Below are 26,820 nucleotides of genomic sequence, written 5' to 3'. Positions count from 1 at the left end.
AAAGCTGGCTGAATCGTTAAACTCGCGCACTTTTGTGCGTCATGGATGCTGGTTTACTCATGAAAGTTGTTGCCCCCAAACGCTTCGCCCTGTTGCTTTCCGGCCTTCTGGGGCTGTGTAACGGCGCCCAGGCCGACGAGGCGCCGTTGGTCCTCGACCCCAGCGTGGTCACCGGCTCGCGCAGCGCCAGCCCGTCGTTTAACCTGCCTTATTCAGTGGACAGCATCAGCCGGGAGCAAATCAGCGACGGCCAACTGGGCATCAACGCCTCCGAAGCCTTGTCCCGCGTGCCTGGCCTGGTGGTTCAAAACCGCCAGAACTATGCCCAGGACTTGCAGATTTCCTCCCGTGGCTTCGGTGCCCGCTCGGCCTTTGGGGTGCGCGGCATCAAGCTGATCGCCGACGGCATACCCGCCAGCACCCCGGACGGCCAGGGCCAGGCGGCCACGTTCAACCTCGACACCGCCGAGCGTATCGAGGTCCTGCGTGGCCCGGCCGCGACGCTGTATGGCAGCAATGCGGGCGGCGTGATCCAGATGTTTTCCCGCAACGGCGAAGGCCCGCCGCGCATCGGCGCCGAGACGCTGGTGGGCAGTGATGGCCTGAGCAAGAACCATCTGACCGCCGAAGGCGCGGCAGACGGCGCAGGTTTTGTGCTGGACGCCTCGCGCATGGACACCGATGGCTATCGCGACCACAGCAGCGCCCGCCGCGACCAGACCTTTGCCAAGCTGAATTTCGAGCCTGATGAAGACAGCAAACTGGCGCTGATCTACAGCAGCCTGGAGCAGAACGGCACGCAGGATCCGTTGGGGCAGGCGTGGGAGGCGTACAAGGCTGACCCGCGCTCGGTCAGCACCGCAGCGGAGCTGTACAACACCCGCAAAAGCATCGACCACCAGCAAGTGGGGATGAATTACGAGCGGTATTTAGGCGATGCCACGCTGCAGGTGAATGCCTACACCGGGCGACGGAGCGTGATTCAATATTTGTCGATTCCCAAGGGAACGCCCGCCAACGAACGCGGCGGCGGCGTAGTGCAGTTCGACCGCAAGTTCTACGGCGGCTCCGTGCGCTGGATGCAGCCAATCGACAGCGTGCCGGGCGAGCTGATGATCATCACCGGCCTGGATTTCGACCAGAGCGAAGACAGCCGCCACGGCTACCAGAACTACAGCGGCAACACCCTTGGCGTAAAAGGCCAACTACGCCGGGATGAAATCGACACCGCCCGCAGCCTCGATCCCTACATCCAGGCCAACTGGGCCATCGACCGCTGGACCCTGCAAGCCGGGGTGCGCCACAGCACCATGGAACTGGACGTCGACGACCAGTTCCTGAGCAACGGCGACTCCAGCGGCAACAAGACCTACCAGAAGAACACGCCGTCCGTCAGCGTGATGTACGCCTTCACGCCCGACCTGCACGGCTACGTCAGTGCCGGCAAGGGTTTCGAGACGCCGACCCAGGCTGAACTGGCGTATGCGCCGGGCAGTATCGAAGGGTTTAACTTCGGCCTGAAGCCGTCCGAAAGTACGCAATATGAAGTGGGCCTGAAGGCACAGCTGAAAGACACCCGGGTCAACGTCGCTGTCTTCCAGATCACCACCGAGGATGAGTTGGTGGTGGACCAATCTTTCGGCGGCCGCACCAGCTACCAGAACGCCGGCCGCACCCTGCGTCGCGGCTTCGAACTGGGTATCGAAAGCCAGCTCAGCGAGCAGTGGAGCACCAACATCGCCTACACCCGCCTGCAAGCCACCTACGACAGCGACTTCATCGGCGGCGGCAAACCCGTGGACAAAGGCAACTACCTCCCCGGCGTTCCGCAAACCACACTATTCGCCGAACTGAACTGGAAACCCCGGGACTGGGTCAGCACCGCCCTGGAAGGCATGTACCGCAGCAAGGTCTACGTCGAAGACACCAACCAGCAGCACGCGGCACCGGGCTACAGCGTGTTCAACTGGCGTGCGCGCTTTGAGCAGAAGGTAGAGCACTGGACCTTTCACCAGACCTTGCGCCTGGATAACTTACTGGATCGCCAGTACGTGGGGTCGGTGATTGTCGGGGACGGGAACGGTCGGTACTACGAAGCTGCGCCGGGGCGCTCGTGGTATGCCGGGGCGGGAGCGCAATACACCTTTTGACCCGTCACGCGCCCGCCCATTCTGGGCCGGGCGCGCGTCATACTTGTTTAAAGTATCCGCCCCGTTTGCCGGCTGCACCCTGGAGGCACAGGCTGACGCCCGAAGTAAATCGAGGGGCAGTTACGAGGACGATCGCCCGCAGGCGCAGGATCAGGTTCGGCCTCGCGTTTCGGCCGACTGTGCGCCGGATCGACAGCGTTATGGGTGACACCAACAGGGGCATTCAAGCGCATGGGTAGATCTCCGAAAAAACAAATGAGTTGAGAAACTACCTCAGCCCAACTACCCAACAGGACTAGCTATTTACCCCACCCACATTCGTTGGTAACCGCTGATCAATCACCCGATACAACGCGCTGCTCTCAGGCCAGTTACGCATAAACCGTGCGCGGTCCTTGGCATAGGCCGGGGCGAAGCTGCTCAGGGAGCCGTGCTGACACATCGAATCCAGGTCGATCAGCGCCCAGCGATCCGTGTGCCAGAACAGGTTGTGCCCCTTGAAATCCCCGTGGCTGATGCGCTCGCGAATCAGCTCGGCGAACAAGTAATCCAGGGCCTGCAACTCGGCCTCGGGCGCCTCTCCAGTTTCAACATAGGGCGCAAACCGCTCGATGATGTCCGGCCCCGGCAGGTACTCGGTCACCAGGTACGCCCGGCTGCGCAGCCACAGGAAACGCTTTTCCAGCAACGCCAGCGGCTTGGGCGTGGCGATGCCGAGGAACGCCAGGCGATTGCCTTCACGCCACGAATGCCAGGCCCGGCTTGGCCGCCAGAAACGCTTGAGCCAATGGGCAAAACCCTTGATGTTGTAGCGTTTGATCACGAGTGGCCGACCGGCCATCTCGACCTTGGCGACGCTGGCCGCCCCGCCGGTTTTATACAGGTGGCCCTGATCCAGCAGCGCGTCGGCCTGCTCCAGCACCGGCAGCATCGACGCTTCTTCCTCACGCCGAATCGCGCGCAAGGCAAACGGCCCGCGAATCACGCTGAACAACGTGCACTCACGACCGACCTTGCCCAGGAAGTCTTTCAAACGCCAGACGCTGACTTTACGCACCTGCTTTTGCAGCGCCTCCAGCGGCAAGCCGTGTTCGCCATTACTGAGCAAGTAGTGCACCAGCAGCTCTTCGGTAAACGGCTCGAGGTTCTTCGGCAGTTGCGCGAAAAACACCCCGAGGTTTTCCAGCACCCGGTTGCGCGACAGCGGCTTGCCCGCCTCTTCGACACAGATCCCGGCACCATCGATCAAATACAGTTTGCCGTCCTGGCGCAGCAGGTTGTCCAGGTGCAGGTCTTCCTGCCACAGGCCTTTGGCGTGCATCTGCGCAATCGCACCCAGCGCTTCGGCGAGCACCGCTTGCTGCTCGTCAGCCAGTGGCGGCAAGCTTTCAACAGCCTGCCACGTATCGGCCAGGCTGTCGGCGCCTTCCAGAAACTCGAACAGCAGCCAGCCGCCCTCACCTTCTTGCAGACCATCAGCCAGCAACAGCGGCGTGGTCAGGCCTTGCTCGGCCAGCAGCCGCACACCCTTGCGTTCACGCTGAAAATGCCGCGCCGCCTTGTTGCCCACCAGCAGCTTGGCCAGCACCGGGCGCCCGCGCCACACGGCTGCGCCGACATAGCGCTGGCCCGGCAATACCCGCAGCAGGCTCAGCAGTTGCAACTGCCCAGGCCCGGCAGCGTCTGCCAGCTCGATGCTCAAGGGCAGGCTCGGCGTGCGGCCGGCATTTTTCAGTTCGGACAAACGCATCAACGCTTCTCCTTGTGACTACGACGGGCCACCAGGCGCTGGTGCCAGGTGGCAACCAATGCGCTGTCCTGCGGCTGATCCAGGTAGGCCGCCAACAGCTGACGCACCTGATCGTCAGACCACTGCGGCGCACGGCGCAACAGCGGTTCCAGGTCCTTGACCCGGTCACGCCAGCCGAACAACAGCGGGCGGGTTTTCTCAAGGTCGATCAACTGCGCCGCATAACCGTCGCCGGCGGCCTGCAGGAAAATATGCTTGGGGTAAAAACAGCCGTGCACCTGACCCACGCGGTGCAGACGGCGCGCCAACTGACCGCAGGCCAGCAGGATCCCTCGCTGCTGCGAGTCACTCAATGAAGACCATTGCTCCAGCAGTGAATCCAGGTCATTCCAACCATCCAGCGCCCGGGTCAGCAACATCGCCCGGTGCTCGCCCGCGACTTTGCGCTCACCGAAAAACGCCGCCTGCAATGCCGGAATTCCCAACTGCCGATAGCGGCTGATATTACGAAACTCACGGGCAAAACTCGGCTCGCCAAACGGGCGGTGCAAGGTGCGCGTCAGGTAGTTGCTCTGGCGCTTGAGGTAGTAGCCTTGGCCTTCAAGTTCGAGGCGAAACACGCTGCTCCAGCCGCCACGACTGGTATTGGGCTCGTCCACCGCATCCAGTTGCTTGGCCCACAACGCGTCGAAAGTGCCGAGGCCGTTGCGCTCAAGCAATGCTCGATCTTCGGCCGCCACGAAATCACTCATTCTCGCCCCTCGAAAAACTTCACCACGTGGCGAATTCGCTGTTTGTCCGCCACGCTCAGGTGTTTACGCTGACGGTACTGCATGTAGAAACGCAGGCGCTGGGTGGCCGACAAGTGATACTTGGCGACCTTGTCCAGGCAGGCCAGGTCCTTGGTGATACGGTATTTGAGCCAGAACCCGCGCCAGAAATCGCCGTTGGGGCAATCGATCAGGTACAGGGTTTGCTGGTCGTCCACCAACAAGTTGCGCCACTTCAAATCGTTGTGGGTAAACCGGTTGTCGTGCATGGTCCGCGTGTATTCAGCGAGCTGGCGACTGATCTTGTTGACCCACACCGGGTCAGACAGTTGCGGGTCTTTGCGCTCGGCCAATGCCGATAAATCTTCGGTCTTTGGCAGCTCGCGCGTGATCATCGCCCCACGGTGATAAGCCAGGCCTTTACGCTCCAGGCCCCAGGCGATCACGTCGGCAGTGGGAATGCCCCACTTGGCGAAGCGCTTGAGGTTCTGCCATTCAGACTTGACCCGCGGCTTGCCCAGGTAGCGGCGCAACCCCTTGCCCGCACCGACGTAGCGCTTGACGTAATAGTTGACCCCACCGCGTTCCACGCGAATCACTTCGGACAATGGATCACGGGTCAGCCGCTCGCCTTGCAGGGCGAACACTGCTTCCAGGCTACCAAAGTCATCCGCCAGGGCGGCGTAAGCGGGCTCCAGGTTCCAACCCGCCATCAGAGCGCATCCCCGTAGCGTTGCTTACGGTCGTAGAGCTTGGCCGCCTTGCGTTCCAGCCAACCCAGCAAGGCGGCTTCTTCAGCGAGAATCTGACGCAGCGGCTGCTGGAAGTAGCCTTTGAGGAAGCGCAGCTTGTCGCGTCGGGTCAGGCCAATGTCCAGAGCCGAGAAGTACAGCGCGGCCAGGTCCTTGTTGCGCCATCGCAGCGGGATCTTCGAACGTACCTGGGCACGGTGCAGGTCGATCACCGACAACTTGAAGTCATCGGCTACCATCGGTTTGTCGGTGTGCAGCAGGAAATGGCAGATGTAGCAGTCGCGGTGGTTGACCCCGGCGCGGTGCATCATGCCGGTCATGCGCGCCACTTCGGCGATCAGCGCATGCTTGATCACAGGCACCGGCGGCTGCTTGACCCAGTCCATGCTCAGGTCTTCGAGGCTGACGGTCGGCGCCAGCTCTTCGGTGACGATGAACGAGTGCTGGTCCGCCGGGTTGCTGCCCTTTTCGCCGTAAGCGACGGCGGTCATGGTCGGCACGCCCACTTCCTGCAAACGCTGGATCGCCAGCCATTCCTGGCCCGCGCCCAACACCGGCAACTTGGCGGTAATCAGGTTCTTGAGGATTTCGGCCCAGCCGATCCCCCGGTGGATTTTCACGAAAAAGCCGTGGCCGTCCACTTCCGTACGCAAGGTACGGCGGGCATCCAGTTCACGGTACACCTGGCCGTCCAGCTTCTCGACTTCGGCGAACGCATCGCGTCCGGCCCACAGGGTCTTGAACGGTTCGGCAAGAATCAACTTCATCGGTTTGGCTCCGCCAGAATCAGGTCCGCAGCGTACTGCGGCATGCTATAGAGGTCGGCCGTCTCAGCGAAGGCCAGACCATTGCGGCTCCAGGCCGCGCGCGCTTGTGGGTCGTCGAGCATGTCGACCAGGTAATGGTTGAGTTGAGCCTGTTCGAACGGCTCGTCCAACACCCGGCCATTCTGGGCCTTGTCGATGTAGAACGCGTAACCGCAGACCTTGCTCACCAGTACCGGGAGGCCGGCGACCACCGCTTCGATCAGCACCATGCCGGCCGCCTCGTTATACGCGGGGTGAATCAACAAGTCCGCGCCCAGCAGAAAACGCGGGATATCGCTGCGCCCCTTGAAGAACTGCACCTGGTCGCCCAGGCCCAGCGCAGCACTCTGCAATTGGAATACTTTGGGGTCGTCCTGGCCGATTACAAATAGCCGGGTGCGTTTCTTCAGGTTCGACGGTAGCGCGGCCACGGCCTTGAGGCTGCGGTCGACGCCCTTGGTCTTGAAGCCCGAGCCGATCTGCACCAGCAGCAAATCGTCTTCGGCCAGGCCGAATTCGCGACGAAACTCGGCACGGACCTCGGCAGCGTTGGGCGGCGCACGGCGGTCGCGGGCGATACCCGGCGGCAACAAATGAAAGCGCTCGGCCTGGGTGCCGTAATACTGGGTGAACAGCTGCTGCTGATGCTCGGACAGCACCATGATCTGCGTCTTGGCGTGCTTGTCGAACACCGCGCGCTCGTATTCGGCAAAGTGCTTGTACCGACCGAACCAGCGATACATCGGGTTGCGCAGGGTTTGAGCCTTGTCTTCGAACACGCCGTCGGCAGCGAAGTACAGGTCCAGCCCCGGCATTTTGTTGAAGCCTACCACCCGATCAACCGGGCGCTTGGCCAGGTCGGCCTGGATCCAGGCGTAGAGTTTCTCATTGCGCCGATGGTTGACCAGCGCCTTGACCGGCGCCACCAGCACTTCAAAGCCCGGCGGCACGTCACCTTCCCAGATCAGCGTGTAGACGCGGATCTTGTGGCCGCGCTGCTGGCACTCCAGGGCAATACGCATGAAGTCGCGCTGCAGGCCACCAAAGGGGAAATACTTGTAGAGGACAAAAGCCAGTTGCATCAGTGCTCCTCAGCCAATAACAACGTGCTTAATCGCGTTGCGACACGCTCAGGGTTCAGGCGAGTGAAACACAGTGGCCACTCGCGCTTGAGATCAAACCGGCGCTGGTCTTCAGCCGTCGGTTGATAGGTGCATTTCTTTTGCAGGCACGGCGCACACGGGAAGTCGCTGGCCAGGTGGACCTGCGCCTTGCCGTAGGCGCCGGTCAGGCCGGGATTGGTGGGGCCGAACAGGGAAATCGTTGGCACATCCAGCGCGGCCGCCAAGTGGCCAAGACCGGTGTCGACCGCGACACACGCCTTGGCACTGGCCAGCACCCGTGCCACGCCCGCCAGGTTCAGCTTGGGCAGCACTTCAGCGTTTTTCAGACCTTGAGCCAAGCGTTCAGCCCGAGCCTTTTCGGCGGCATTGCCCCATGGCAATTTCACGTCCACGCCAAAGCGGTCCATGCGTTCGGCCAGGTCGCGCCAGTAGGCTTCCGGCCAGTGCTTGGTGTCCCAGGTGGTACCGTGCAGCAGCAGTACAAACGGCTTTTTCGGCGGCAGGCCCAACAGCTTGTCGACGCTGAGGCCGTAATCGCCCAAGCCCTTGGGAAGGTCATAGCCCAGCGCGACGGCAAATAGCTGGCGCAAACGCTCCACCGCATGCTGCCCACGGGCCACGGCCAGGCGGCGGGAATAGAAGTGCGCCGCCAACGGTTCGCGAGCCGACTGCTTGTCGAAACCGGCCACCGGGGCGCGCACGTAGCGGGTCAGCCAGGCACTTTTCAGCAGGCCCTGGGCATCGATCACCAAGTCGTATTTGGTCGACTGCACGCTCTTTTTGAAGCGCCGCCATTCGCCACTCTTGAAGGTCTGCCAGAGGTTCTTGCGCCAGCGGCGGATCGCCACCGGAATCACCTTGTCCACCGCCGGGTGCCAGGTGGGAATCTCGGCGAAGCCTTCTTCCACCACCCAGTCAAAACGGATGCCCGGGATCGCCCGCGCCGCGTCGGTCAATGCCGGCAAGGCATGAATCACATCGCCCAGGGATGAGGTCTTGATTACCAGAACCCGCAACTCAGTGAACCTCGACCACGTCGCCCTGCAACCGCTGCAATGCGTCGCTGACAGGTTGCGGCAGCAATTGGCGCAGGCAGTTGTAATGGCCAAAACGGCAGGTACGGTCGAAACAGGGGCTGCAATCCAGGCCCAGGCGCACCACTTCGACCTTGTCGGCCAACGGCGGGGTAAACCCGGGAGACGTCGAGCCGTACACCGCCACCAGCGGGCGATTCAGCGCCGCAGCCACGTGCATCAGGCCCGAGTCGTTGGACACCACCGAGTCGGCGCAGGACAGCAGGTCGATGGCCTCGGCCAGGGACGTGTCGCCGCTGAGGTTGACCGCTTCTTCACGCAGGCCCGGGATCAAGCGCTGGCGAATATCCTCGCCCACCGAATGATCGTTTTTCGAGCCGAACAGCCAGACTTGCCAGCCCTCGCGAATCTTCATCTCCGCGACCTTGGCGTAATGCTCAGATGGCCAGCGCTTGGATTCGCCAAACTCTGCACCAGGGCACAGCGCCAGCACCGGACGGTCCAGCTCCAGGCCAAACTTGGCCAGGGCGGCGTCACGGGTAACCGGGTCGATTTGCAGGCTCGGGCGCGGATACGGCGCAGGCAACTCGGCACCCGGCGCGTAGGCCAGGGCCATGAAGCGCTCGATCATCAGCGGATAACGGGCCTTGTCGAGCTTGCGCACATCATTGAGCAGGCCATAGCGAAACTCACCACGCCAGCCGGTGCGCTTGGGAATACCGGCGAAGAACGGCACCAGTGCCGACTTCATTGAGTTGGGCAACAGGATCGCCTGATCGTACTGGCCGGCCAGGGACTTGCCGATACGTCGACGGGTCGCCAGTTCCAGCGCGCCGTGGCCGAGCGGGAAGCTCAAAGCCTGACGCACCTCGGGCATACGCTCAAGAATCGGCCGGCTCCACTCGGGGGCGAGCACGTCGATTTGGCAGTCGGGATGGCGTTGTTTCAGGCACTGGAACAGTGTCTGTGCCATCACCATGTCACCGACCCAACTGGGCCCAACGATCAGAATATTCATGTAGTTTCCACAAACGATACGGGGAGGCTCATGCCTCCCCGCCTTATATAATGTTTAGCTTAACCCCAGTTCATGCCAGATTCGCTGCACCTGGCGCCGTTCGTCAGCGAACTGGTCCCCGGCAACTGTGCCGGCCTCGTTCTGCAAGGCCTGGCGGTGAGCGGCTGAACGGTAGGCTTTATACACCTCGCGCAGCAAATGGGCATCGGCGGCGGGCATCAGCCCGACCTGCTCCAGCCCTTCCAGAATGCGGATATTGTCGGTGTAGCGCAGCAACGTTGGATGTTGCGCAGACCACGCCAAAGCCGCGTATTGCACCATAAATTCAATATCGACGATACCTCCGGCGTCCTGCTTGAGGTCGAACGCCACCGTGGGTTCGAAGGCATTCGCCGCCGTTCCCGCCGCCGTGGACTTGGTGCCGAGGTTGTCGCGCATCTTGGCGCGCATCTCGCTGACCTCCTGGCGCAGCTTGTCCAGGTCCTGCGCGCGGCCCAGCACTTGCGCCCGTACCTGCTCGAAAGCACGACCGACATCCTGACTGCCCACCAGCACCCGCGCACGCACCAGCGCCTGGTGCTCCCAGGTCCAGGCTTCGTTTTCCTGATAGCGCGCAAAGGCGCCCAGGGAACTCACCAGCAAACCGGATGCGCCCGAAGGCCGCAGGCGCATGTCCACCTCATACAATTGCCCAGAGTTGGTCTGGGTGGTCAGCAGGTGAATGATCCGCTGGCCCAGTCGGGTAAAGAACTGCGCGCCGTCGATCGGCTTCGCCCCGTCTGTTTCGGCTTGCGGGTCACCGTCATGGATAAACACCAGGTCCAGGTCCGAACCATGCCCCAATTCGATGCCGCCGACTTTCCCATAACCGACAATGATGAAGCCAGGATCGCACAAGGTGCCGTCCACCCGTTGCGGCGAGCCGTGACGGGCGACGGTCTGGCGCCAGGCCAGGGCCAACACCTGTTCAAGGATGGCTTCGGCGAGCCAGGTCAGGTAGTCGCTGACTTTCATCAGCGGCAGGCTACCGGCGATTTCCGAGGCGGCCACCCGCAGACGGTGCGCCAGCTTGAAGTGACGCAGGGCTTCCATCTGCTGTTCAAGGTCGTCTTCGGGAATACGCGTCAGGCGCTCGCGCAATTCGGCGGCCAGTTCCGGCGCCAGCGGCGGCTTGAACAGGCGGCCTTCGTTAAGCAGTTCGTCCAGCAGCAGCGGGAACCGGGTGATCTGCTCGGCAATCCACGGACTGGCGGCACACAGGGTCAGGAGGCGACGCAGCGCATCGGGGTTTTCCGTCAGCAGCACCAGATAAGCGGAACGCCGGGCGACGGCTTCGACCAAGGGCAGGACGCGTTCCAGCACCAGATCCGGGTTGGCGTGCTCAACGGCCTGGGCCAGCAGGCGCGGGATGAACGCATCCAAACGCTCACGCCCCAAACGCTGCATGGCACGCAATTGCGGGCTGCTGCGCAGGCCAGCCAGGGTTTTCAAGGCTTTGGGCGCGTCGGTAAAGCCGCCTTCCTGCAACTGACGGCAAGCGGCTTCCTCGTCCTGGGACTCTTCCCACAACGGCAACCACTCGCCACCCACAACCAACTCGCTCTCTTCACCCTCTTCTTCATCCGGGTCGGCAATTACCTGACGGAAATGCCAGTCCACCCGACCGCGCCAGTACATCAGGCGCTCATGGAACGCGGTCCAATCCGGGAAACCCATCATGAAGGCAATCCGCGCTTGGTCTTCGGGGCCGTCCGGGAGCATCTGGGTCTGGCGATCGGCAATCGCCTGGATCGCGTGTTCGGTGTAGCGCAGGAATTCATAGCCATCACGCAGCTCGGCAATCACCGCCGGCGGCAGGTAACCCTGGCCCTCCAGGGTACCCAGCACTTTTAACAGCGGCCGCTGTTGCAGGCTCAAGTCGCGGCCACCGTGGATCAGCTGGAACGCCTGGGCGATAAATTCGACTTCTCGGATGCCGCCCGAGCCCAGCTTGATGTTCTCGGCCATGCCCTTGCGCCGCACTTCCTGCTGGATCAGCTGCTTCATGGTGCGCAGCGCTTCGATGGCGGAAAAGTCCAGGTAACGCCGGTAGACAAACGGTCGCAGCATGTCGAGCAATTGCGCGCCGGCCACTTGGTCACCGGCCACCACCCGCGCCTTGATCATGGCGTAGCGTTCCCAGTCACGACCCTGGTCCTGGTAGTACTGCTCCAGCGCGTTGAAGCTGAGCACCAACGCCCCGGCTGAACCGTAGGGCCGCAGGCGCATGTCGACGCGAAATACGAAGCCGTCGACGGTCATTGGGTCCAAAGCCTTGATCAGTTTTTGACCAAGTCGGATAAAGAATTCCTGATTATCCAGCGAGCGCTTGACGCCCACGGTGTCGCCGCCTTCGGGGTAGGCGAAAATCAGGTCGATGTCAGACGACAGGTTCAACTCCACGGCGCCGAGCTTGCCCATGCCGAGGATGACCATGTGCTGCGGCTCACCACTGCGCCGGCCGGTGGGCGTGCCGAACAATGTGCAGTGGCGCTGGTACAACCACTGATACGCCTGATCGATGCTGGCGTCGGCCATGTCCGATAGATCACGGCAGGTTTGCACCAGGTCCGCCTGTCGGGTCAGGTCGCGCCAGATGATCCGCACTTGCTGGCGGGTGCGCTGGCGTCGCAGAACGCGGCCCAGTTCGTCTTCTGTCTCGGCTTGCTGCACGGCAACCGCAATCTGCCCGCACAGCTCGCCGGGGGCAAAGCCGCGGTCCAGCTCGCCCCATGCCACCAGTTCCAGCAACATCAAAGGGTCACGAACACTCTGTTCAATGACGAAATCACTGGCGGCGCACACGCGGGCGAAGTCAGCCCAACGTTGCGGCGTCCACTCAGAAAGGCCATTATCGCCGTCCAATCCGGCCACGGCGTCACGAAATGACTGCTCGGCCCGCTTGGCAAATGGAAGCAGGATGGCCGGTAGTTCGGCCTGCATTGGAAGGCTCATGGTCTATCCTTGATCGGCGCGTAAAGGGCTTGTAGCTGTGAACGCAAGAACCACGCTCGGTGAAGGACTGTCGAACAAAGGTTAGAAATAGCTGAAAATTTTTCTTTTTTGGCAGTCAACATCAAATCTCTACCCTTTCTTGTTCGCAAAAGATCAACAATAACGATTATGCTCGCCAGCTAGACCGAGCAATCCGCTCAGTCTTGTGTAGTTTTACTACTCGTATATACATTCGAAAGGCTGAAATGGCCGACGATTTGTAGTAAAACTACAGGACGCCGAAGCAACCTTCGGCCATCCAAGAATTTATGTCGTCTGCCCACAAGGCCAGTCGCAAACTTCAGGCAACCGATTCTGGTAGCCTTTCCGCCCTGGAGCAAGCCATGCAAGACCTCGATCCCGTCGAAACCCAGGAATGGCTGGACGCCCTGGAATCGGTTCTCGACAAAGAAGGCGAAGACCGTGCTCACTACCTGATGACCCGTATGGGCGAACTCGCGACCCGCAGCGGCTCGCAACTGCCCTACGCCATCACCACGCCGTACCGCAACACCATCCCAGTTACCCACGAAGCACGCATGCCTGGCGACCTGTTCATGGAACGCCGCATTCGCTCGCTGGTACGCTGGAACGCCATGGCGATGGTAATGCGCACGAACTTGAAAGATTCTGACCTGGGCGGTCACATCTCCAGCTTCGCTTCCAGCGCAACCCTGTATGACATTGGCTTCAACTACTTCTTCCAGGCCCCGACCGAAGAACACGGCGGCGACCTGATCTACTTCCAGGGCCACACCTCGCCAGGCGTCTACGCCCGCGCGTTCATGGAAGGCCGCATCACCGAAGAACAAATGAACAACTTCCGCCAGGAAGTCGACGGTCAGGGCCTCTCGTCCTATCCGCACCCTTGGCTGATGCCTGATTTCTGGCAGTTCCCGACTGTATCCATGGGCTTGGGCCCGATCCAGGCGATCTACCAGGCACGCTTCATGAAGTACCTGGAAGCCCGCGGCTTCATCCCTGAAGGCAAGCAGAAAGTCTGGTGCTTCCTGGGCGACGGCGAGTGTGACGAGCCGGAATCCCTGGGCGCCATCTCCCTGGCTGGCCGCGAGAAGCTGGACAACCTGATCTTCGTCATCAACTGCAACCTGCAGCGCCTCGACGGCCCGGTTCGCGGCAACGGCAAGATCATCCAGGAACTCGAAGGCGTGTTCCGCGGTGCTCAGTGGAACGTGACCAAAGTCATCTGGGGCCGTTTCTGGGACCCACTGTTGGCCAAAGACGTCGACGGTATCCTGCAACGCCGCATGGACGAAGTCATCGACGGCGAATACCAGAACTACAAAGCCAAAGACGGCGCGTTCGTACGTGAACACTTCTTCAACTCGCCAGAACTCAAGGCGATGGTTGCTGATCTGTCCGACGACGAGATCTGGAAACTCAACCGTGGCGGCCACGACCCGTACAAGGTCTACGCGGCGTACCACGAAGCGGTCAACCACAAAGAACAACCGACCGTCATCCTGGCCAAAACCATCAAGGGTTATGGCACCGGTGCCGGCGAAGCGAAAAACACTGCGCACAACACCAAGAAAGTCGATGTCGACAGCCTGAAGTTGTTCCGCGACCGCTTCGACATCCCGGTCAAGGACGAAGAGCTGGAGAACCTGCCGTTCTTCAAGCCCGAGCCAAACAGCGCCGAAGCCCGCTACCTCAGCGAGCGTCGCACTGCACTGGGCGGTTTCGTGCCACAGCGCCGCGCCAAGAGCTTCAACATCCCGACTCCGCCACTGGATACCCTCAAGGCTATCCTGGACGGCTCGGGCGACCGTGAAATCTCCACCACCATGGCCTTCGTGCGGATCCTCGCGCAGCTGGTCAAGGACAAGGAAATCGGCTCGCGTATCGTGCCGATCATCCCGGACGAAGCACGCACCTTCGGTATGGAAGGTATGTTCCGTCAGTTGGGCATCTACTCCTCCGTCGGCCAGCTCTACGAGCCAGTCGATAAAGACCAGGTGATGTTCTACAAGGAAGACAAGAAGGGCCAGATTCTCGAAGAAGGCATCAACGAAGCAGGCGCCATGAGCTCCTTCATCGCTGCCGGTACTTCGTACTCCAGCCACAACCAGCCGATGCTGCCGTTCTACATCTTCTACTCGATGTTCGGTTTCCAGCGCATTGGCGACCTGGCCTGGGCTGCCGGCGACAGCCGTACCCGTGGCTTCCTGATCGGCGGTACTGCCGGCCGGACCACGCTGAACGGCGAAGGCCTGCAACACGAAGACGGCCACAGCCACATCCTGGCGGGCACCATCCCGAACTGCCGCACCTTTGATCCAACCTACGGCTATGAGCTGGCGGTGATCATCCAGGACGGCATGAAGAAGATGACCGAAGAGCAGCAGGACGTTTTCTACTACATCACCGTGATGAACGAGTCCTACCAGCAGCCAGCCATGCCGGCCGGTGTCGAGGAAGGCATCATCAAGGGCATGTACCTGCTCGAAGAAGACACCAAGGAAGCCGCTCACCACGTGCAACTGATGGGCTCCGGCACCATCCTGCGCGAAGTGCGTGAAGCTGCAAAAATCCTGCGTGAAGAGTTCAACGTCGGTGCTGACGTATGGAGCGTTACCAGCTTCAACGAGCTGCGTCGCGACGGCCTGGCCGTAGAGCGCAGCAACCGTCTGCACCCAGGCCAGAAGCCTGCGCTGACCTACGTAGAAGAGTGCCTGGCTGGCCGTAAAGGTCCGGTTATCGCCTCTACCGACTACATGAAACTGTTTGCTGAACAAATTCGTCAGTGGGTACCGTCCAAGGAATTCAAAGTCCTGGGCACCGACGGTTTCGGCCGTAGTGACAGCCGTAAAAAGCTGCGTCACTTCTTCGAAGTCGACCGTCACTTCGTGGTGTTGGCAGCCCTGGAAGCCTTGGCTGACCGTGGTGAAATCGAACCCAAGGTGGTAGCAGACGCTATCGTCAAGTTCGGGATCAACCCGGAAAAACGCAACCCACTGGACTGCTGAGGAGATTTTCTGTGAGCGAACTCATTCGCGTACCTGACATCGGCAGCGGTGAAGGTGAAGTAATTGAACTGTTTGTGAAGGTCGGCGACACCGTCGAAGCCGACCAGAGCATCCTGACCTTGGAATCGGACAAGGCGAGCATGGAAATCCCTGCTCCCAAGGCCGGCGTGGTCAAAAGCCTGAAAGTGAAGCTGGGCGATCGCCTGAAAGAAGGCGACGAACTGCTTGAGCTGGAAATCGAAGGTGCCGCTGATGCGGCCCCTGCGGCGGCCGCTCCTGCTGCTGCCCCGGCTCCAGCCGCCGAGAAGCCTGCCGCCGCTGCCGAGGCCCCTGCGGCTCCGGCTGCTGCACCTGCCGCCGAAACAGTCCAGGACATTCATGTTCCGGACATCGGTTCGTCGGGCAAGGCCAAGATCATCGAGCTGCTGGTTAAGGTCGGCGACACCGTCGAGGCTGACCAGTCGCTGATCACCCTGGAGTCCGACAAGGCCTCCATGGAAATCCCTTCGCCGGCCGCCGGTGTGGTGGAAAGCATTGCCGTGAAGCTGGAAGACGAAGTCGGCACTGGCGACTTCATCCTCAAGCTGAAAGTAGCAGGCGCCTCGGCTCCTGCTGCTGCCGCTCCAGCCGCCGCTGCTCCGGCCGCCAAGGCTGAAGCTGCACCAGCGGCTGCCGCGCCTGCGCCTGCTGCAAAAGCCGAGGCCGCACCGGCTCCGGCGGCTGCACCTGCGCCAAGCGGTGCCAAGGTTCATGCCGGCCCTGCCGTGCGCCAACTGGCTCGTGAATTTGGCGTTGAGCTGAACGCTGTGTCGGCCACTGGCCCGCACGGTCGCGTGCTGAAGGAAGACGTGCAGGTTTACGTCAAATCCATGATGCAGAAAGCCAAGGAAGCTCCGGCAGCCGGTGGCGCTACCGGTGGTTCGGGCATTCCGCCGATCCCGGTCGTGGACTTCAGCCGCTTCGGCGAAACCGAAGAAGTGCCGATGACCCGCCTGATGCAAATCGGCGCGTCGAGCTTGCACCGCAGCTGGCTGAACATCCCGCACGTGACCCAGTTCGACCAGGCCGACATCACCGACCTGGAAGCTTTCCGCGTTGCGCAGAAAGCCGTCGCCGAGAAGGCTGGCGTGAAGCTGACCGTGCTGCCACTGCTGCTCAAGGCCTGCGCCCACTTGCTCAAGGAACTGCCGGACTTCAACAGTTCGCTGGCCCCTAGTGGCAAGGCGATCATCCGCAAGAAGTACGTGAACGTCGGCTTTGCGGTCGATACTCCGGACGGCCTGCTGGTGCCTGTGATCAAGAACGTTGATCAAAAGAGCCTGTTGCAGCTTGCCGCTGAGGCTGCTGCACTGGCTGCCAAGGCCCGCGACAAGAAGCTGACCGCAGACGACATGCAAGGCGCCTGCTTCACCATCTCCAGCCTGGGGCACATTGGCGGTACTGGCTTCACGCCAATCGTCAACGCGCCGGAAGTGGCGATCCTGGGTGTTTCCAAGGCCACGATCCAGCCTGTGTGGGACGGTAAAGCGTTCCAGCCGAAGCTGATGCTGCCACTGTCGCTGTCCTACGATCACCGTGTGATCAACGGCGCGGCTGCCGCACGCTTCACCCAGCGCCTGAGCCAGTTGCTGAACGACATCCGCACCATCCTGCTTTAAGCCTCAACAGGTCTCCTGCCCACGCAGGAGACCTGGCTTCAACGATTTCCGAGCGCCACGCTCGTACCTCAACCCCGCCAATTGGCGGGGCTTTTTTTGCCTGCTTTCCAGGCAAATCCTGGACACGGAAATTGAGGTTGTACACCGCCCATCACCCCGGTTGTAGAAAACCGTTCGCTGGCCGATAACCCACTTATAGCACTTAGCCTTCATCCTCTCTTGTCAGCCCGTGCCGCATGATGCAACCTTGCCGCAGGCAACAGTAAAGAGGGCGTGAGCCCGGCGCGAAGCGCATTTTTCCAAGCGAGTTCCCCCATGAAAAGCCAACCCGATGTCGCCCGTACGGCGGCCGAGGTAGTGACGCAATTACCGGTGCCTTCGCGCCTCGGTATGCTGCGTTTCGAGCGGCTTAATGAGGCAAGCTGGGCCCTGCTGTACCTCGATCCCAATTGCGAACGCCAATTCGGCCTGTCCGCCGTCGAGCTATGCGCCCTGATCGGCTCGCCCTACGCCAGCCTGATGGAACCCCAGGCGCGTTATCAGTTGCATGATGCGATCCAGCAACAGCTGACCATCAGCCCGCACTACCTGGTGCGCTACACCCTCCACACCAATGACGGCCCATTGAGCCTGCTGGAGCTGGGTGAGGCCTACAAACAACACAACCGTCACCTGCTGCGTGGCTACCTGATGGTGGTCGACGGGCTGTTCAGTGATATCCCGCTGGCCCCTGCCGTGGATCTCGAAAGCCAGAACAGCCGCTTGCAGATCGCCCTGGAACTCAACCAGCGCGCCCAGCAGGAACAACTGCAACACCTGGAGCGGGTGCGCGCCCAGCAGGAGCTGATCCTGCTGCTGGCCCGCCAGCGCTACAGCACCAACAACTCGCTGCAAGAAGCCGCCGAGCTGATCACCCGCAGTGCCTGCGATATCTACCAGATCGACTGCGCCAGTATCTGGAACCTCGAAAACCAGCACCTGGTGCCGATTTCCGCCTATCACCGCGCCGATCAGCAGCACCACCTGCCAGAGCCTATCGACGCCAGTGGCTTCCCGGATTACCTGGAAGCCCTGCAAACCAGCCGCGCCATCGATGCCACCAACGCCATGCGCGACCCACGCACCCGGGAAATGGTCGAGAGCCTGCGCCCACGGGACATCCACGCGATGCTCGATGCCAGCATCCGGGTCGATGGCAACGTGGTCGGGGTGTTGTGCCTGGAGCAGAGTGGCAGCACCCGCGTGTGGCAGTCCGACGAGATCGCCTTTGCCGGCGAGTTGGCCGACCAGTTCGCCCAAGTGATCAACAACCACAATCGCCGCACCGCCACCAGCGCGCTGCACTTGTTCCAGCGGGCCGTGGAGCAAAGCGCCAATGCGTTTCTGCTGGTCAATTGCGACGGCGTGGTGGAATACGTCAACCCCAGCTTTACCGCGATCACCCAATACAGCACCGAAGAAGTCCATGGCCATCAGCTGTCGGAACTGCCGGCGCTGGAGAACCTCAGCGAGCTGCTGTTCGACGCGCCTTCGAGCCTGGCCAAGAGCAACAGTTGGCAAGGCGAGTTCAAGAGCCGGCGCAAAAACCTCGAACCCTACTGGGGCCAGTTGTCGATCTCCAAGGTCTATGGCGACAACCGTGAGCTGACGCACTACATCGGTATCTACGAAGACATCACCCAGACCAAGCTGGCCCAGCAGCGCATCGAGCGCCTGGCCTATACCGACAACCTGACCAACCTGGGCAACCGCCCGGCATTCATCCGCAACCTGGACGAACGCTTTGCCCGGGACAGCGACAGCCCCATCAGCCTGCTGCTGGTGGACATCGACAACTTCAAACGGATCAACGACAGCCTCGGCCACCAGACCGGCGATAAGCTGCTGATCAGCCTGGCCCGGCGCCTGCGCAACAGCCTGACGGCCAGCGGTAGCCTGGCGCGGTTTGCCAGTAACGAGTTTGCCGTGCTGCTGGACGACACCGACCTTGAAACCGGCCAGCAGGTCGCCAGCCAATTGCTGGCGACTCTCGACAAGCCGATGTTCGTCGACAACCAACTGATCAGCGTCACCGGCTCCGTGGGCCTCGCCTGCGCGCCACTGCATGGCCGCGACCCGCAAACCCTGATGCGCAACGCAGGCCTGGCGCTGCACAAGGCCAAGGCCAACGGCAAGCACCAGGTGCAAGTGTTTACCGAGGCACTGAACGCCGAAGCCAGTTACAAGCTGTTCGTGGAAAACAACCTGCGCCGCGCCCTGACCCAGAATGAACTGGACGTGTTCTACCAGCCCAAGCTGTGCCTGCGCAGTGGTCGCCTGCTGGGCATGGAAGCACTGCTACGCTGGAACCATCCGGAAAAGGGCATGATCCGCCCCGACCAATTCATCAGCGTGGCTGAAGAGACCGGGCTGATCATCCCCATCGGCAAATGGATCGCCCGCCAGGCCTGCCGCATGAGCCGACAGCTGACTGCCGCGGGCATGGGCAATCTGCAAGTGGCAATCAACCTGTCGCCCAAACAGTTTTCCGACCCGGACCTGGTGGCCTCGGTAGCCACGATCCTCAAGGAAGAACAGTTGCCCGCCAACCTGCTGGAACTGGAGCTGACCGAAGGCCTGCTGCTGGAAGCCACTGAAGACACCCGCCTGCAACTGGACCAACTGAAGAGTTTTGGCCTGACCCTGGCCATGGATGACTTCGGCACCGGCTACTCGTCGCTCAGCTACCTGAAGAAATTCCCGATCGACATCATCAAGATTGATCGCAGCTTTATTCATGAAATCCCGGACAACCAGGACGACATGGAAATCACCTCGGCGGTGATCGCCATGGCTCACAACCTCAAGCTCAAGGTCGTGGCCGAAGGCATCGAGACCTCCGAACAGCTGGCGTTCCTGCGCCGTCACCGTTGCGACGTCGGCCAGGGCTACCTGTTCGACCGGCCAATCCCGGGGTCCGAGCTGATCGAGAAGCTTAAACGCTACCCTCGCGGGCCAATCGCCTGACAGCGCGGTAACACTCGGGCAAACTGGCAGTCTGAATTCTTACCTGTAACTCAATCTGACTGAGAGGACTGATCATGGTCTTGCGCTCGGAAATTCTGGTGAACAAAAACGTGCTTCCTACTCAAGAACAAGCTTTGCCTGGCCGTGAAACCCCGATGTCCCTGCCCGAGACTCACTTCGTCAACGGCAACCCGCTGCTCGGCCCGTTTGTCGACAACGTAGAGTTTGCGATCTTCGGCCTGGGTTGTTTCTGGGGTGCGGAACGCAAGTTCTGGCAGCGCGACGGCGTGGTCAGCACAGTGGTGGGTTATGCCGGCGGCTACACGCCGAACCCGACTTATGAAGAAGTCTGCTCGGGCCTGACCGGCCACAGCGAAGTGGTGCTGGTGGTGTTTGACCAGGACAAGATCAGCTACGAAGAGCTGCTGAAAATGTTCTGGGAACTGCACAACCCGACCCAGGGCATGCGCCAGGGCAATGACATCGGCAGCCAGTATCGGTCGGTGATCTATGCGGTCAAACCGGAGCATCTGGAAGCGGCGAAGGCCAGTGCACAGGCTTATCAGAATGAACTGACCAAGGCCGGCCTAGGCACCATCACCACAGAAATCGAAGAAGCGCCGACGGTGTACTTCGCCGAGGCGTATCACCAGCAGTACCTGGCGAAGAATCCGCAGGGCTATTGCGGGATTGGCGGCACAGGTGTGACCTGCCCGATCTAAGAGCGACACCGATAAAAATGTGGGAGCGGGCTTGCTCGCGAATGCGGAGTATCAGTCACTGAATGTGTTTCTGATACACCGCATTCGCGAGCAAGCCCGCTCCCACATTGGTCTTCAATACCTTGAGATTGGCTTACTCGGCGATAAGCCAATCCATCTGCCAGCCACCCTGGGTTTGCCCAAGCTGCTTAGACAACCACGGCAACAGCTCACGCAATTCTTCCTCCAAACCCCACGGCGGGTTGGCAATCGCCAAACCAGAACCGGTCAGGGTATTCGGCGTATCCAGCGGATGCACCAGCAATTCCACCCGCAGCAACTTCGGCGCACCGGTACCGGCCAGGTCCTGGTAGAAGCGGCGCAACATGCGCTGGTCCTTCACCGGGTACCAGATCGCGGCCACTGTCTGGCGCATCCGGCTCACGGCTTCCTTGAGGGACGCGGCGCAGCGCTGCATCTCGTCGAGCTTTTCGAACGGCGGGTCAATCAGCATCAGTGCGCGCTTTTCCGGTACCGGCAGCAATGCGCGGGGCACGTGCCAGCCTTCGCCAAGGTGCACTTTCACCCGACGGTCGCCCTTCATGTTGTCCTTGAGCAGCAAGCCGTCTTCCGGGTGCTTCTCGTTGAGCAACACGCGGTCCTGAGGGCGAGTCAGACGTCGCGCCAGCTCCGGGGAACCCGGGTAGTAGCGCAACTCGCCATCCGGGTTCATCTCGTGCAGCACGCGCATGTAGTCGGCGGTCAGCGGCGGCAGGTCGGCCTGGCCCCACAGGCGGGCGATGCCCTCCAGGTACTCACCGGTGCGGTTCGCCTGGTCGCCCTGCAGGTCGTACAGACCAATGCCGGCGTGGGTGTCGAGATAGGCAAACGGCTGTTCCTTGCGCGACATCAGGGCGATGAGGCGGGTCAGGGTCAGGTGTTTGAAGACATCGGCGTGGTTGCCGGCGTGAAAGGCGTGACGATAATTCATGGTTGCTCCTGCGCAGGGGGCGAAGTTTACCTTTTACGCAGGCAAAGGTGCAGGGCTGCGCGTCAGGTGGTGCTTATGCCGCAAACACAGGGGCGCCGCCGAAAATAGTCTAATTGCCGGTACGAAAGCGGATTTATTGTGGCCAGCAATTATCCATGGAGGTCATAAAAACTCATGAAAGACGCCACCATCGCCCTGCACCACGGCTTCAAGTCGGACCCGACCACCAAGGCCGTCGCCGTGCCGATCTACCAGAACGTCGCCTTCGAATTCGATAACGCCCAGCACGGCGCGGACCTGTTCAACCTCGACGTGCCCGGCAATATCTACACACGCATCATGAACCCCACCAACGACGTGCTGGAGCAACGCATCGCAGCACTCGAAGGCGGCATCGCGGCCCTGGCAGTGTCGGCCGGCAGCGCGGCGATCCACTACGCGATCCAGACCCTGACCCGGGCCGGTGACAACATCGTCACCACCCCGCAGTTGTATGGTGGCACCTACACCCTGTTCGCCCATTTGCTGCCGAGTTTCGGCGTCGACGTGCGCTTCTCCCGTGACGACTCTGCCGCAGCCATCGCCGAACTGATCGATGACAACACCAAGCTGGTGTACTGCGAAAGCATTGGCAACCCGGCGGGCAACATCATCGACATCGAGGCCCTGGCCAACGTCGCCCACGCCCGAGGTGTTCCGCTGATGGTGGACAACACCGTGGCCACGCCGATTCTGTGCAAACCGATCCGGTTCGGCGCGGACATCGTCGTGCACTCGGTGACCAAATACGTCGGCGGCCATGGCAACTCGCTGGGTGGTGTGATTGTCGACAGCGGCACCTTTCCCTGGACTCAATACCCGGAGAAATTTCCCGGCCTCAACCAGCCAGAGCCGGCCTATCACGGTGTGGTCTACACCGAAAAATTCGGTCCTGCCGCCTTCATTGCCCGCGCCCGCACCGTGCCCCTGCGCAACACCGGCGCGGCCTTGGCGCCGATGAATGCATTCCTGCTGCTGCAAGGCCTGGAAACCCTGGCCCTGCGCATGGAGCGCCACACCGAAAACGCCTTGAAGATTGCCCACTTCCTGCAAGACCACGATCTGGTGGAATGGGTCAGCTACGCCGGCCTGCCGGATCACCCACACCATCATCTGGCGCAGAAATACATGCAGGGCAAACCGTCGGCGATTCTGTCCTTCGGGCTGAAGGGCGGTTATGAGGCTGGCGTACGTTTCTATGACTCACTGCAAATCTTCAAGCGCCTGGTGAACATCGGCGATGCCAAGTCCCTGGCCTGCCATCCGGCGTCCACCACCCACCGTCAGATGAATGAACAAGAGCAGGCGAAAGCCGGGGTGAAGCCGGAGATGATTCGCCTGTCAGTCGGCATTGAGGCGATTGAGGACCTGATCGAGGACTTGCAGCAGTCTTTGGCTTCAACCCAACTCTGAGCCCAGCCAGGCAGCCAGCGCCTGATGACTGACATCCGGCCGGTGCACGAAGTGAGCGACCTTGTGCTTCAAGGTCGCCGGCGCAAAGGCACTGTGCAGGTCCGGGCGCTGTTCTTCCAGCCATTGCAGGAGGTTGTCCACCAGCGTGACGCTCGATTGCTCACTCAAGTGCTGGAGAACCTGCGGCGGCACTTGCCACCACGGGCTTGGCTTTGCCGCTCCCACCGTTGTGACGGCTACCTCAAGCTGGTGACCATTGATCCAGTAGCGACTGAACACCGGGAGCAACGCCTTTGCCTGCGGCCCCAGTGCCTGCAAAACAGGCAGTACATAGGCGCCGTCCCAGAAGCGAAAGAACACCGCCTGCCCTTCCGGCAACATTACCTTGGTCAGGCTGCGCAGATGCTCGACGACGGTTTGCACGGGACAGGACGACACAGCCAACCATCCCCAGTCAGTACCTTCGCATTCGTCGGCCCATTTCAGAAAAGCGCTTTCAACGGCAACCACCGCAACGTAGGGCATGACTTCATCCCATGCCGCATATTCGCTGTCCGCCCAGACTGGACTGAGCGAGCTACCACTGGTACGACGCCAGGCTTCAAGCGGCTTGCAGTCGCTGGCATTACCCAACACCGCAAACAACTGCTCACCCGCCTGCAATGGCGCAGACGCCAACCATTGCCCTGGAGAAATCATGGTGCACCTCCGGCCAGTGATGCGTTGCGGTGCAGAGGCGTGTCACACACGCCATTCCTGCAGCGCTCGCACTCTTCACAAAAGGGCGCACTGCGTTTCAGGCTGAACACCTGCACGGCACTCAGCGGTGCCGGTATCACCGCCAGCAACTTTTCCTGTAGCCCTGCCATCAGAGGCGCTGCCACCGATGCCGGCGAGCCGCCACCCTGAACCTCTGTGCTGCTGAAAATCCCGTCCGCTGAAACATTGATCCAGTGCCCGCCAGCCTGAAGGGTCACGCTGGCGCCCGCGTCGATAACGATGCTTTGCCCGGCGCCAATTCGAATGGTCATGCCGGCACGCGTTTGCTGCGAGCCGGCGATCATCAGGTGATCGTCCTGCTTGAGTTCCGTCAGGCGGTTGCCGTGGGTGGTGCGCTGTTCTTCGCCCTGAAGGTCATGACGATCAAGACCTTTCACAATGACATTGCGCTGATTGTCGACCCGCACGTGCTGGTCATGGAGTACGTGTTGGGTCCAGTTGCGCTGGGCACGCAGGTAGATTTCCTCGGCGCCCTTGCGGTCCTCGATGCGCAGCTCGTTGTAGCCACCGCCGCCGGGGCTGGTCTGGCTACGAAAGATGCTGCGGGTCTTGTCGGCCGGCAGGTCCAGCGGCACTGGCGTCGCCGCATTGGCCAGGCAGCCGACCACCAGTGGCGTATCGGCGTCACCATTGACGAAGCCCACCAGCACTTCCATGCCCACCCGTGGAATCAGCACCGCGCCGTAATGTTCATGGGCCCAGCCACTGGCCACACGGAGCCAGCAGCTGGAATGTTCGTTGTGCTCCCCGGCGCGATCCCAGGCCAGTTGCACCTTGACCCGACCGTATTCGTCGCAATGGATTTCACTGTCGACGGGGCCAGTGACAACCGCGTTCTGATAACCGGATAGGGGGGTGCGTGCCGGCGGCAGGTCGGGACGAAAAACCGTGTCCCACGGCGTGGCGACGAAGGTGTTGCTGTATCCCTGGAGCGCCCCATCGCCCATAGACTCCTCAAGTACTTGAGGTTGACTGCCGCGGTGAGCGACCCGAGTCACCAGCCAAAGATCATTCCATTCCTCGCGGGGGTGCGCTGCCATCTTGAAAAGCCGACCACTGACCAACGATGGTTGATCGCCACTGCCATGGGCCTGGCGATAGTCGCCGCGATGTCGCTCAAGAGCCCGCTGTGCCAAGTGCTTGCCGTGGGCCCGATCGGTGAAGTGGCCGGGATAGTCGTGATCTTCCAGGGACGGAAGCTGCTCGCCGAGCACTTCACTTTCCAGCTGCAGTCGCGGCTTGCGAAAGTCGTAATCGCGCAGGTTTACACCCGTCGTGCGGGTTTCCAGACGCACCGAAAAACGCTTGATCACGGGTGCATCGGCGACCATCCCGGTGCCAGGCACATAGTCAGTCGCCTGCTCACCCTGCGCGAACACCGCCTGGTCATCACCAAATACCAGGAGGTGCCCGTCGGGACTGTGCTGGAAATGGTAGTGAATCCCCAACTCGGCACACAGGCGCTGGATAAACCCCAAATCGCTTTCACCAAACTGCACGCAGTACTCACGCTCGGGATACACGCCCGCCAACCTGAATTCGAAAGCATCGCCGTGGATGCCCTGCCCTTCCAGCACCCGCTTGATGATCTGCGGCACACTCTGGTGCTGGAAAATACGCTGGTGGCTGCTGTGTTGCAGGTACGCCAGGCGTGGCACCAGGCTGATCTGGTAGCGGGTCAGGCGCCTGCCGGAATCGCCCTGGGCAACGCGGTAGATTTGGCCGTGAATGCCATTCCCCTGAGCATCGAAGCTCAAGAAGGCCTGGCGGTGCAGCAGGCTTTCAAGGTCGAGGTCTGGCTGGTCGCTGACCAGTTCAAGGTCGAAGCGATAAGGCTCGCTGATGGCTTCGTTGCCCTTGAACTCAAAAACCTTGAGATCACTGGGCACGCCGTCGAGGGTCAGGGTAAAGGCACTTTGATTGGCAGGAGCGAACATCCGGTGTTTCTCTGCGAGTAGTGGGTGGCCGATTCTGCACCAGCTGTTTGCCGAGCTGAGTGCGCTGCAGGCAAATCAGTAAATCCTTACATCTCAAGTGCCCAATTCTTCATGTCTCAAACGTCGAGCCACCGTCATGAGCGTGCTAGCGTTACAACCCACCTCATCGGCATCACAATGGAAAAAAACATGGCCAACCGCTACGCAAAAATCGTTCTGACCCTTGCCCTGGCAGCCTTCGCCACACTCGTCGCCTTCAACAACATCACCGACTACGGCTCCAACTTTGCCTTCGTCAAACATGTGCTGAGCATGGACGCCACCTTCCCCGGCAACGCCGCGATGTATCGCGCCATCACCACCCCATGGCTGTGGCACGGTGCGTATTGGCTGATCATCGCCGGTGAAACCCTGACGGCCGTGCTGCTGGCGCGTGGCGCACTGGCCTTGTGGCGGGCTCGTCGTGCCACCGGCACCGAATTCAACCGCGCAAAGAAATGCGCAGTTGTAGGACTGACCCTCGGTTTTGTCGTGTGGTTCTTCGGATTTATGGTGATCGGCGGCGAGTGGTTCCTGATGTGGCAATCCCATCAGTGGAACGGCCAGGAAGCTGCGTTCAAGTTTTATATGGCGATCCTGGGTGTGCTGATTTTTCTCAACCAGCCGGACACTGACCACGACTGAAAAACCACGAATTCGAAATCGGTGGATGCCCTTTCACAAACTACTGTCAGATAGCTGACGGTAGTTTGTAGCCGTTTTCCCAAAGTATAAAAACGCCCCACATTCAACGCTCCGAGCCACAAGGCAAGCCCTTAAATTGCGGTGCCATCTCCATTCGGAAAGGACCGCATATATGGCACACAAC

18 protein-coding genes are annotated in these 26,820 nt (G+C 61.1%); 7 read left to right on the top strand and 11 right to left on the bottom strand.

Annotation, left to right across the window (positions count from 1 at the left end; translation table 11 throughout):
* The first annotated feature begins 59 nt into the window (after nt 1–59).
* On the top strand, nt 60–2,150 hold the full coding sequence (locus tag ACA046_RS02575) for a TonB-dependent receptor family protein (protein ID WP_497675859.1): 2,091 nt from the start codon (nt 60–62) through the stop codon (nt 2,148–2,150).
* Nucleotides 2,151–2,445: 295 nt separating this feature from the next.
* Here the strand turns inward: ACA046_RS02575 and ACA046_RS02570 are convergent, their stop codons facing one another.
* The 8 genes from ACA046_RS02570 to glnE are packed head-to-tail and all read right to left on the bottom strand — an operon-like array spanning nt 2,446 to nt 12,398.
* Nucleotides 2,446–3,900, bottom strand: coding sequence for a lipopolysaccharide kinase InaA family protein (locus ACA046_RS02570; protein WP_497675858.1), 1,455 nt, complete (start codon nt 3,898–3,900; stop codon nt 2,446–2,448).
* The gene (locus tag ACA046_RS02565; protein WP_497675857.1) at nt 3,900–4,652 is read right to left on the bottom strand and encodes a lipopolysaccharide kinase InaA family protein; all 753 of its coding nucleotides are present in this window, start codon (nt 4,650–4,652) and stop codon (nt 3,900–3,902) included. The genes ACA046_RS02570 and ACA046_RS02565 overlap by 1 nt, the downstream gene beginning before the upstream one ends.
* On the bottom strand, nt 4,649–5,383 hold the full coding sequence (locus tag ACA046_RS02560) for a lipopolysaccharide kinase InaA family protein (RefSeq protein ID WP_076015503.1): 735 nt from the start codon (nt 5,381–5,383) through the stop codon (nt 4,649–4,651). Before ACA046_RS02560 ends, ACA046_RS02565 begins: the two co-directional genes overlap by 4 nt.
* Nucleotides 5,383–6,189, bottom strand: coding sequence for a lipopolysaccharide core heptose(I) kinase RfaP (gene rfaP / locus ACA046_RS02555; protein ID WP_459025644.1), 807 nt, complete (start codon nt 6,187–6,189; stop codon nt 5,383–5,385). Before rfaP ends, ACA046_RS02560 begins: the two co-directional genes overlap by 1 nt.
* On the bottom strand, nt 6,186–7,310 hold the full coding sequence (locus ACA046_RS02550) for a glycosyltransferase family 4 protein (protein ID WP_459025642.1): 1,125 nt from the start codon (nt 7,308–7,310) through the stop codon (nt 6,186–6,188). The genes rfaP and ACA046_RS02550 overlap by 4 nt, the downstream gene beginning before the upstream one ends.
* A complete protein-coding gene (gene waaC / locus ACA046_RS02545; RefSeq protein WP_167662928.1) occupies nt 7,310–8,368 on the bottom strand; it encodes a lipopolysaccharide heptosyltransferase I in 1,059 nt (352 codons plus the stop codon). Before waaC ends, ACA046_RS02550 begins: the two co-directional genes overlap by 1 nt.
* Nucleotide 8,369: 1 nt before the next feature.
* Entirely contained in the window at nt 8,370–9,404 is a 1,035-nt protein-coding gene (gene waaF, locus ACA046_RS02540) for a lipopolysaccharide heptosyltransferase II (RefSeq protein ID WP_167662929.1), read from the bottom strand.
* Nucleotides 9,405–9,458: 54 nt separating this feature from the next.
* Nucleotides 9,459–12,398 carry a bifunctional [glutamate--ammonia ligase]-adenylyl-L-tyrosine phosphorylase/[glutamate--ammonia-ligase] adenylyltransferase gene (gene glnE / locus ACA046_RS02535; RefSeq protein WP_318302783.1) on the bottom strand — a complete coding sequence of 980 codons (2,940 nt, stop codon included), beginning with the start codon at nt 12,396–12,398 and terminating at the stop codon, nt 9,459–9,461.
* 383 nt (nt 12,399–12,781) lie between these two features.
* Between glnE and aceE the strand changes: the two genes are divergently transcribed.
* The 4 genes from aceE to msrA all read left to right on the top strand — a co-directional run bounded on the left by aceE (nt 12,782) and on the right by msrA (nt 20,813).
* The gene (gene aceE, locus ACA046_RS02530; protein WP_076015498.1) at nt 12,782–15,427 is read left to right on the top strand and encodes a pyruvate dehydrogenase (acetyl-transferring), homodimeric type; all 2,646 of its coding nucleotides are present in this window, start codon (nt 12,782–12,784) and stop codon (nt 15,425–15,427) included.
* A gap of 11 nt (nt 15,428–15,438) precedes the next feature.
* Nucleotides 15,439–17,085, top strand: coding sequence for a dihydrolipoyllysine-residue acetyltransferase (gene aceF / locus ACA046_RS02525; protein WP_459025637.1), 1,647 nt, complete (start codon nt 15,439–15,441; stop codon nt 17,083–17,085).
* A 315-nt stretch (nt 17,086–17,400) separates the two neighbouring features.
* Nucleotides 17,401–20,091, top strand: a complete 2,691-nt coding sequence (locus ACA046_RS02520; protein WP_459025635.1) for a putative bifunctional diguanylate cyclase/phosphodiesterase — start codon at nt 17,401–17,403, stop codon at nt 20,089–20,091.
* 74 nt (nt 20,092–20,165) lie between these two features.
* Nucleotides 20,166–20,813, top strand: coding sequence for a peptide-methionine (S)-S-oxide reductase MsrA (gene msrA / locus ACA046_RS02515; protein WP_076015495.1), 648 nt, complete (start codon nt 20,166–20,168; stop codon nt 20,811–20,813).
* Nucleotides 20,814–20,946: 133 nt separating this feature from the next.
* Here msrA and ACA046_RS02510 read toward each other — a convergent pair whose 3' ends face one another.
* Nucleotides 20,947–21,783 carry a 23S rRNA (adenine(2030)-N(6))-methyltransferase RlmJ gene (locus ACA046_RS02510; protein WP_076015494.1) on the bottom strand — a complete coding sequence of 279 codons (837 nt, stop codon included), beginning with the start codon at nt 21,781–21,783 and terminating at the stop codon, nt 20,947–20,949.
* A gap of 174 nt (nt 21,784–21,957) precedes the next feature.
* Here ACA046_RS02510 and ACA046_RS02505 point away from each other — a divergent pair, with 174 nt between their 5' ends.
* Nucleotides 21,958–23,235, top strand: coding sequence for an O-acetylhomoserine aminocarboxypropyltransferase/cysteine synthase family protein (locus ACA046_RS02505; protein WP_459025631.1), 1,278 nt, complete (start codon nt 21,958–21,960; stop codon nt 23,233–23,235).
* Here ACA046_RS02505 and ACA046_RS02500 read toward each other — a convergent pair.
* Together ACA046_RS02500 and ACA046_RS02495 are read right to left on the bottom strand one after the other, a co-directional pair.
* Nucleotides 23,221–23,934, bottom strand: a complete 714-nt coding sequence (locus ACA046_RS02500) for a DUF4123 domain-containing protein (protein ID WP_459025629.1) — start codon at nt 23,932–23,934, stop codon at nt 23,221–23,223. The genes ACA046_RS02505 and ACA046_RS02500 overlap by 15 nt on opposite strands.
* Entirely contained in the window at nt 23,931–25,952 is a 2,022-nt protein-coding gene (locus tag ACA046_RS02495) for a type VI secretion system Vgr family protein (protein WP_497675856.1), read from the bottom strand. The genes ACA046_RS02500 and ACA046_RS02495 overlap by 4 nt, the downstream gene beginning before the upstream one ends.
* 189 nt (nt 25,953–26,141) lie before the next feature.
* Between ACA046_RS02495 and ACA046_RS02490 the strand changes: the two genes are divergently transcribed.
* Entirely contained in the window at nt 26,142–26,636 is a 495-nt protein-coding gene (locus tag ACA046_RS02490; protein ID WP_497675855.1) for a DUF2165 family protein, read from the top strand.
* Nucleotides 26,637–26,820 lie beyond the last annotated feature (184 nt).

It is taken from the genome of Pseudomonas sp. LBUM1641 (genome assembly GCF_059716235.1).
Note: the sequence above shows the minus strand (reverse complement) of the source record. Positions and strands in the feature narration are given on the sequence as shown.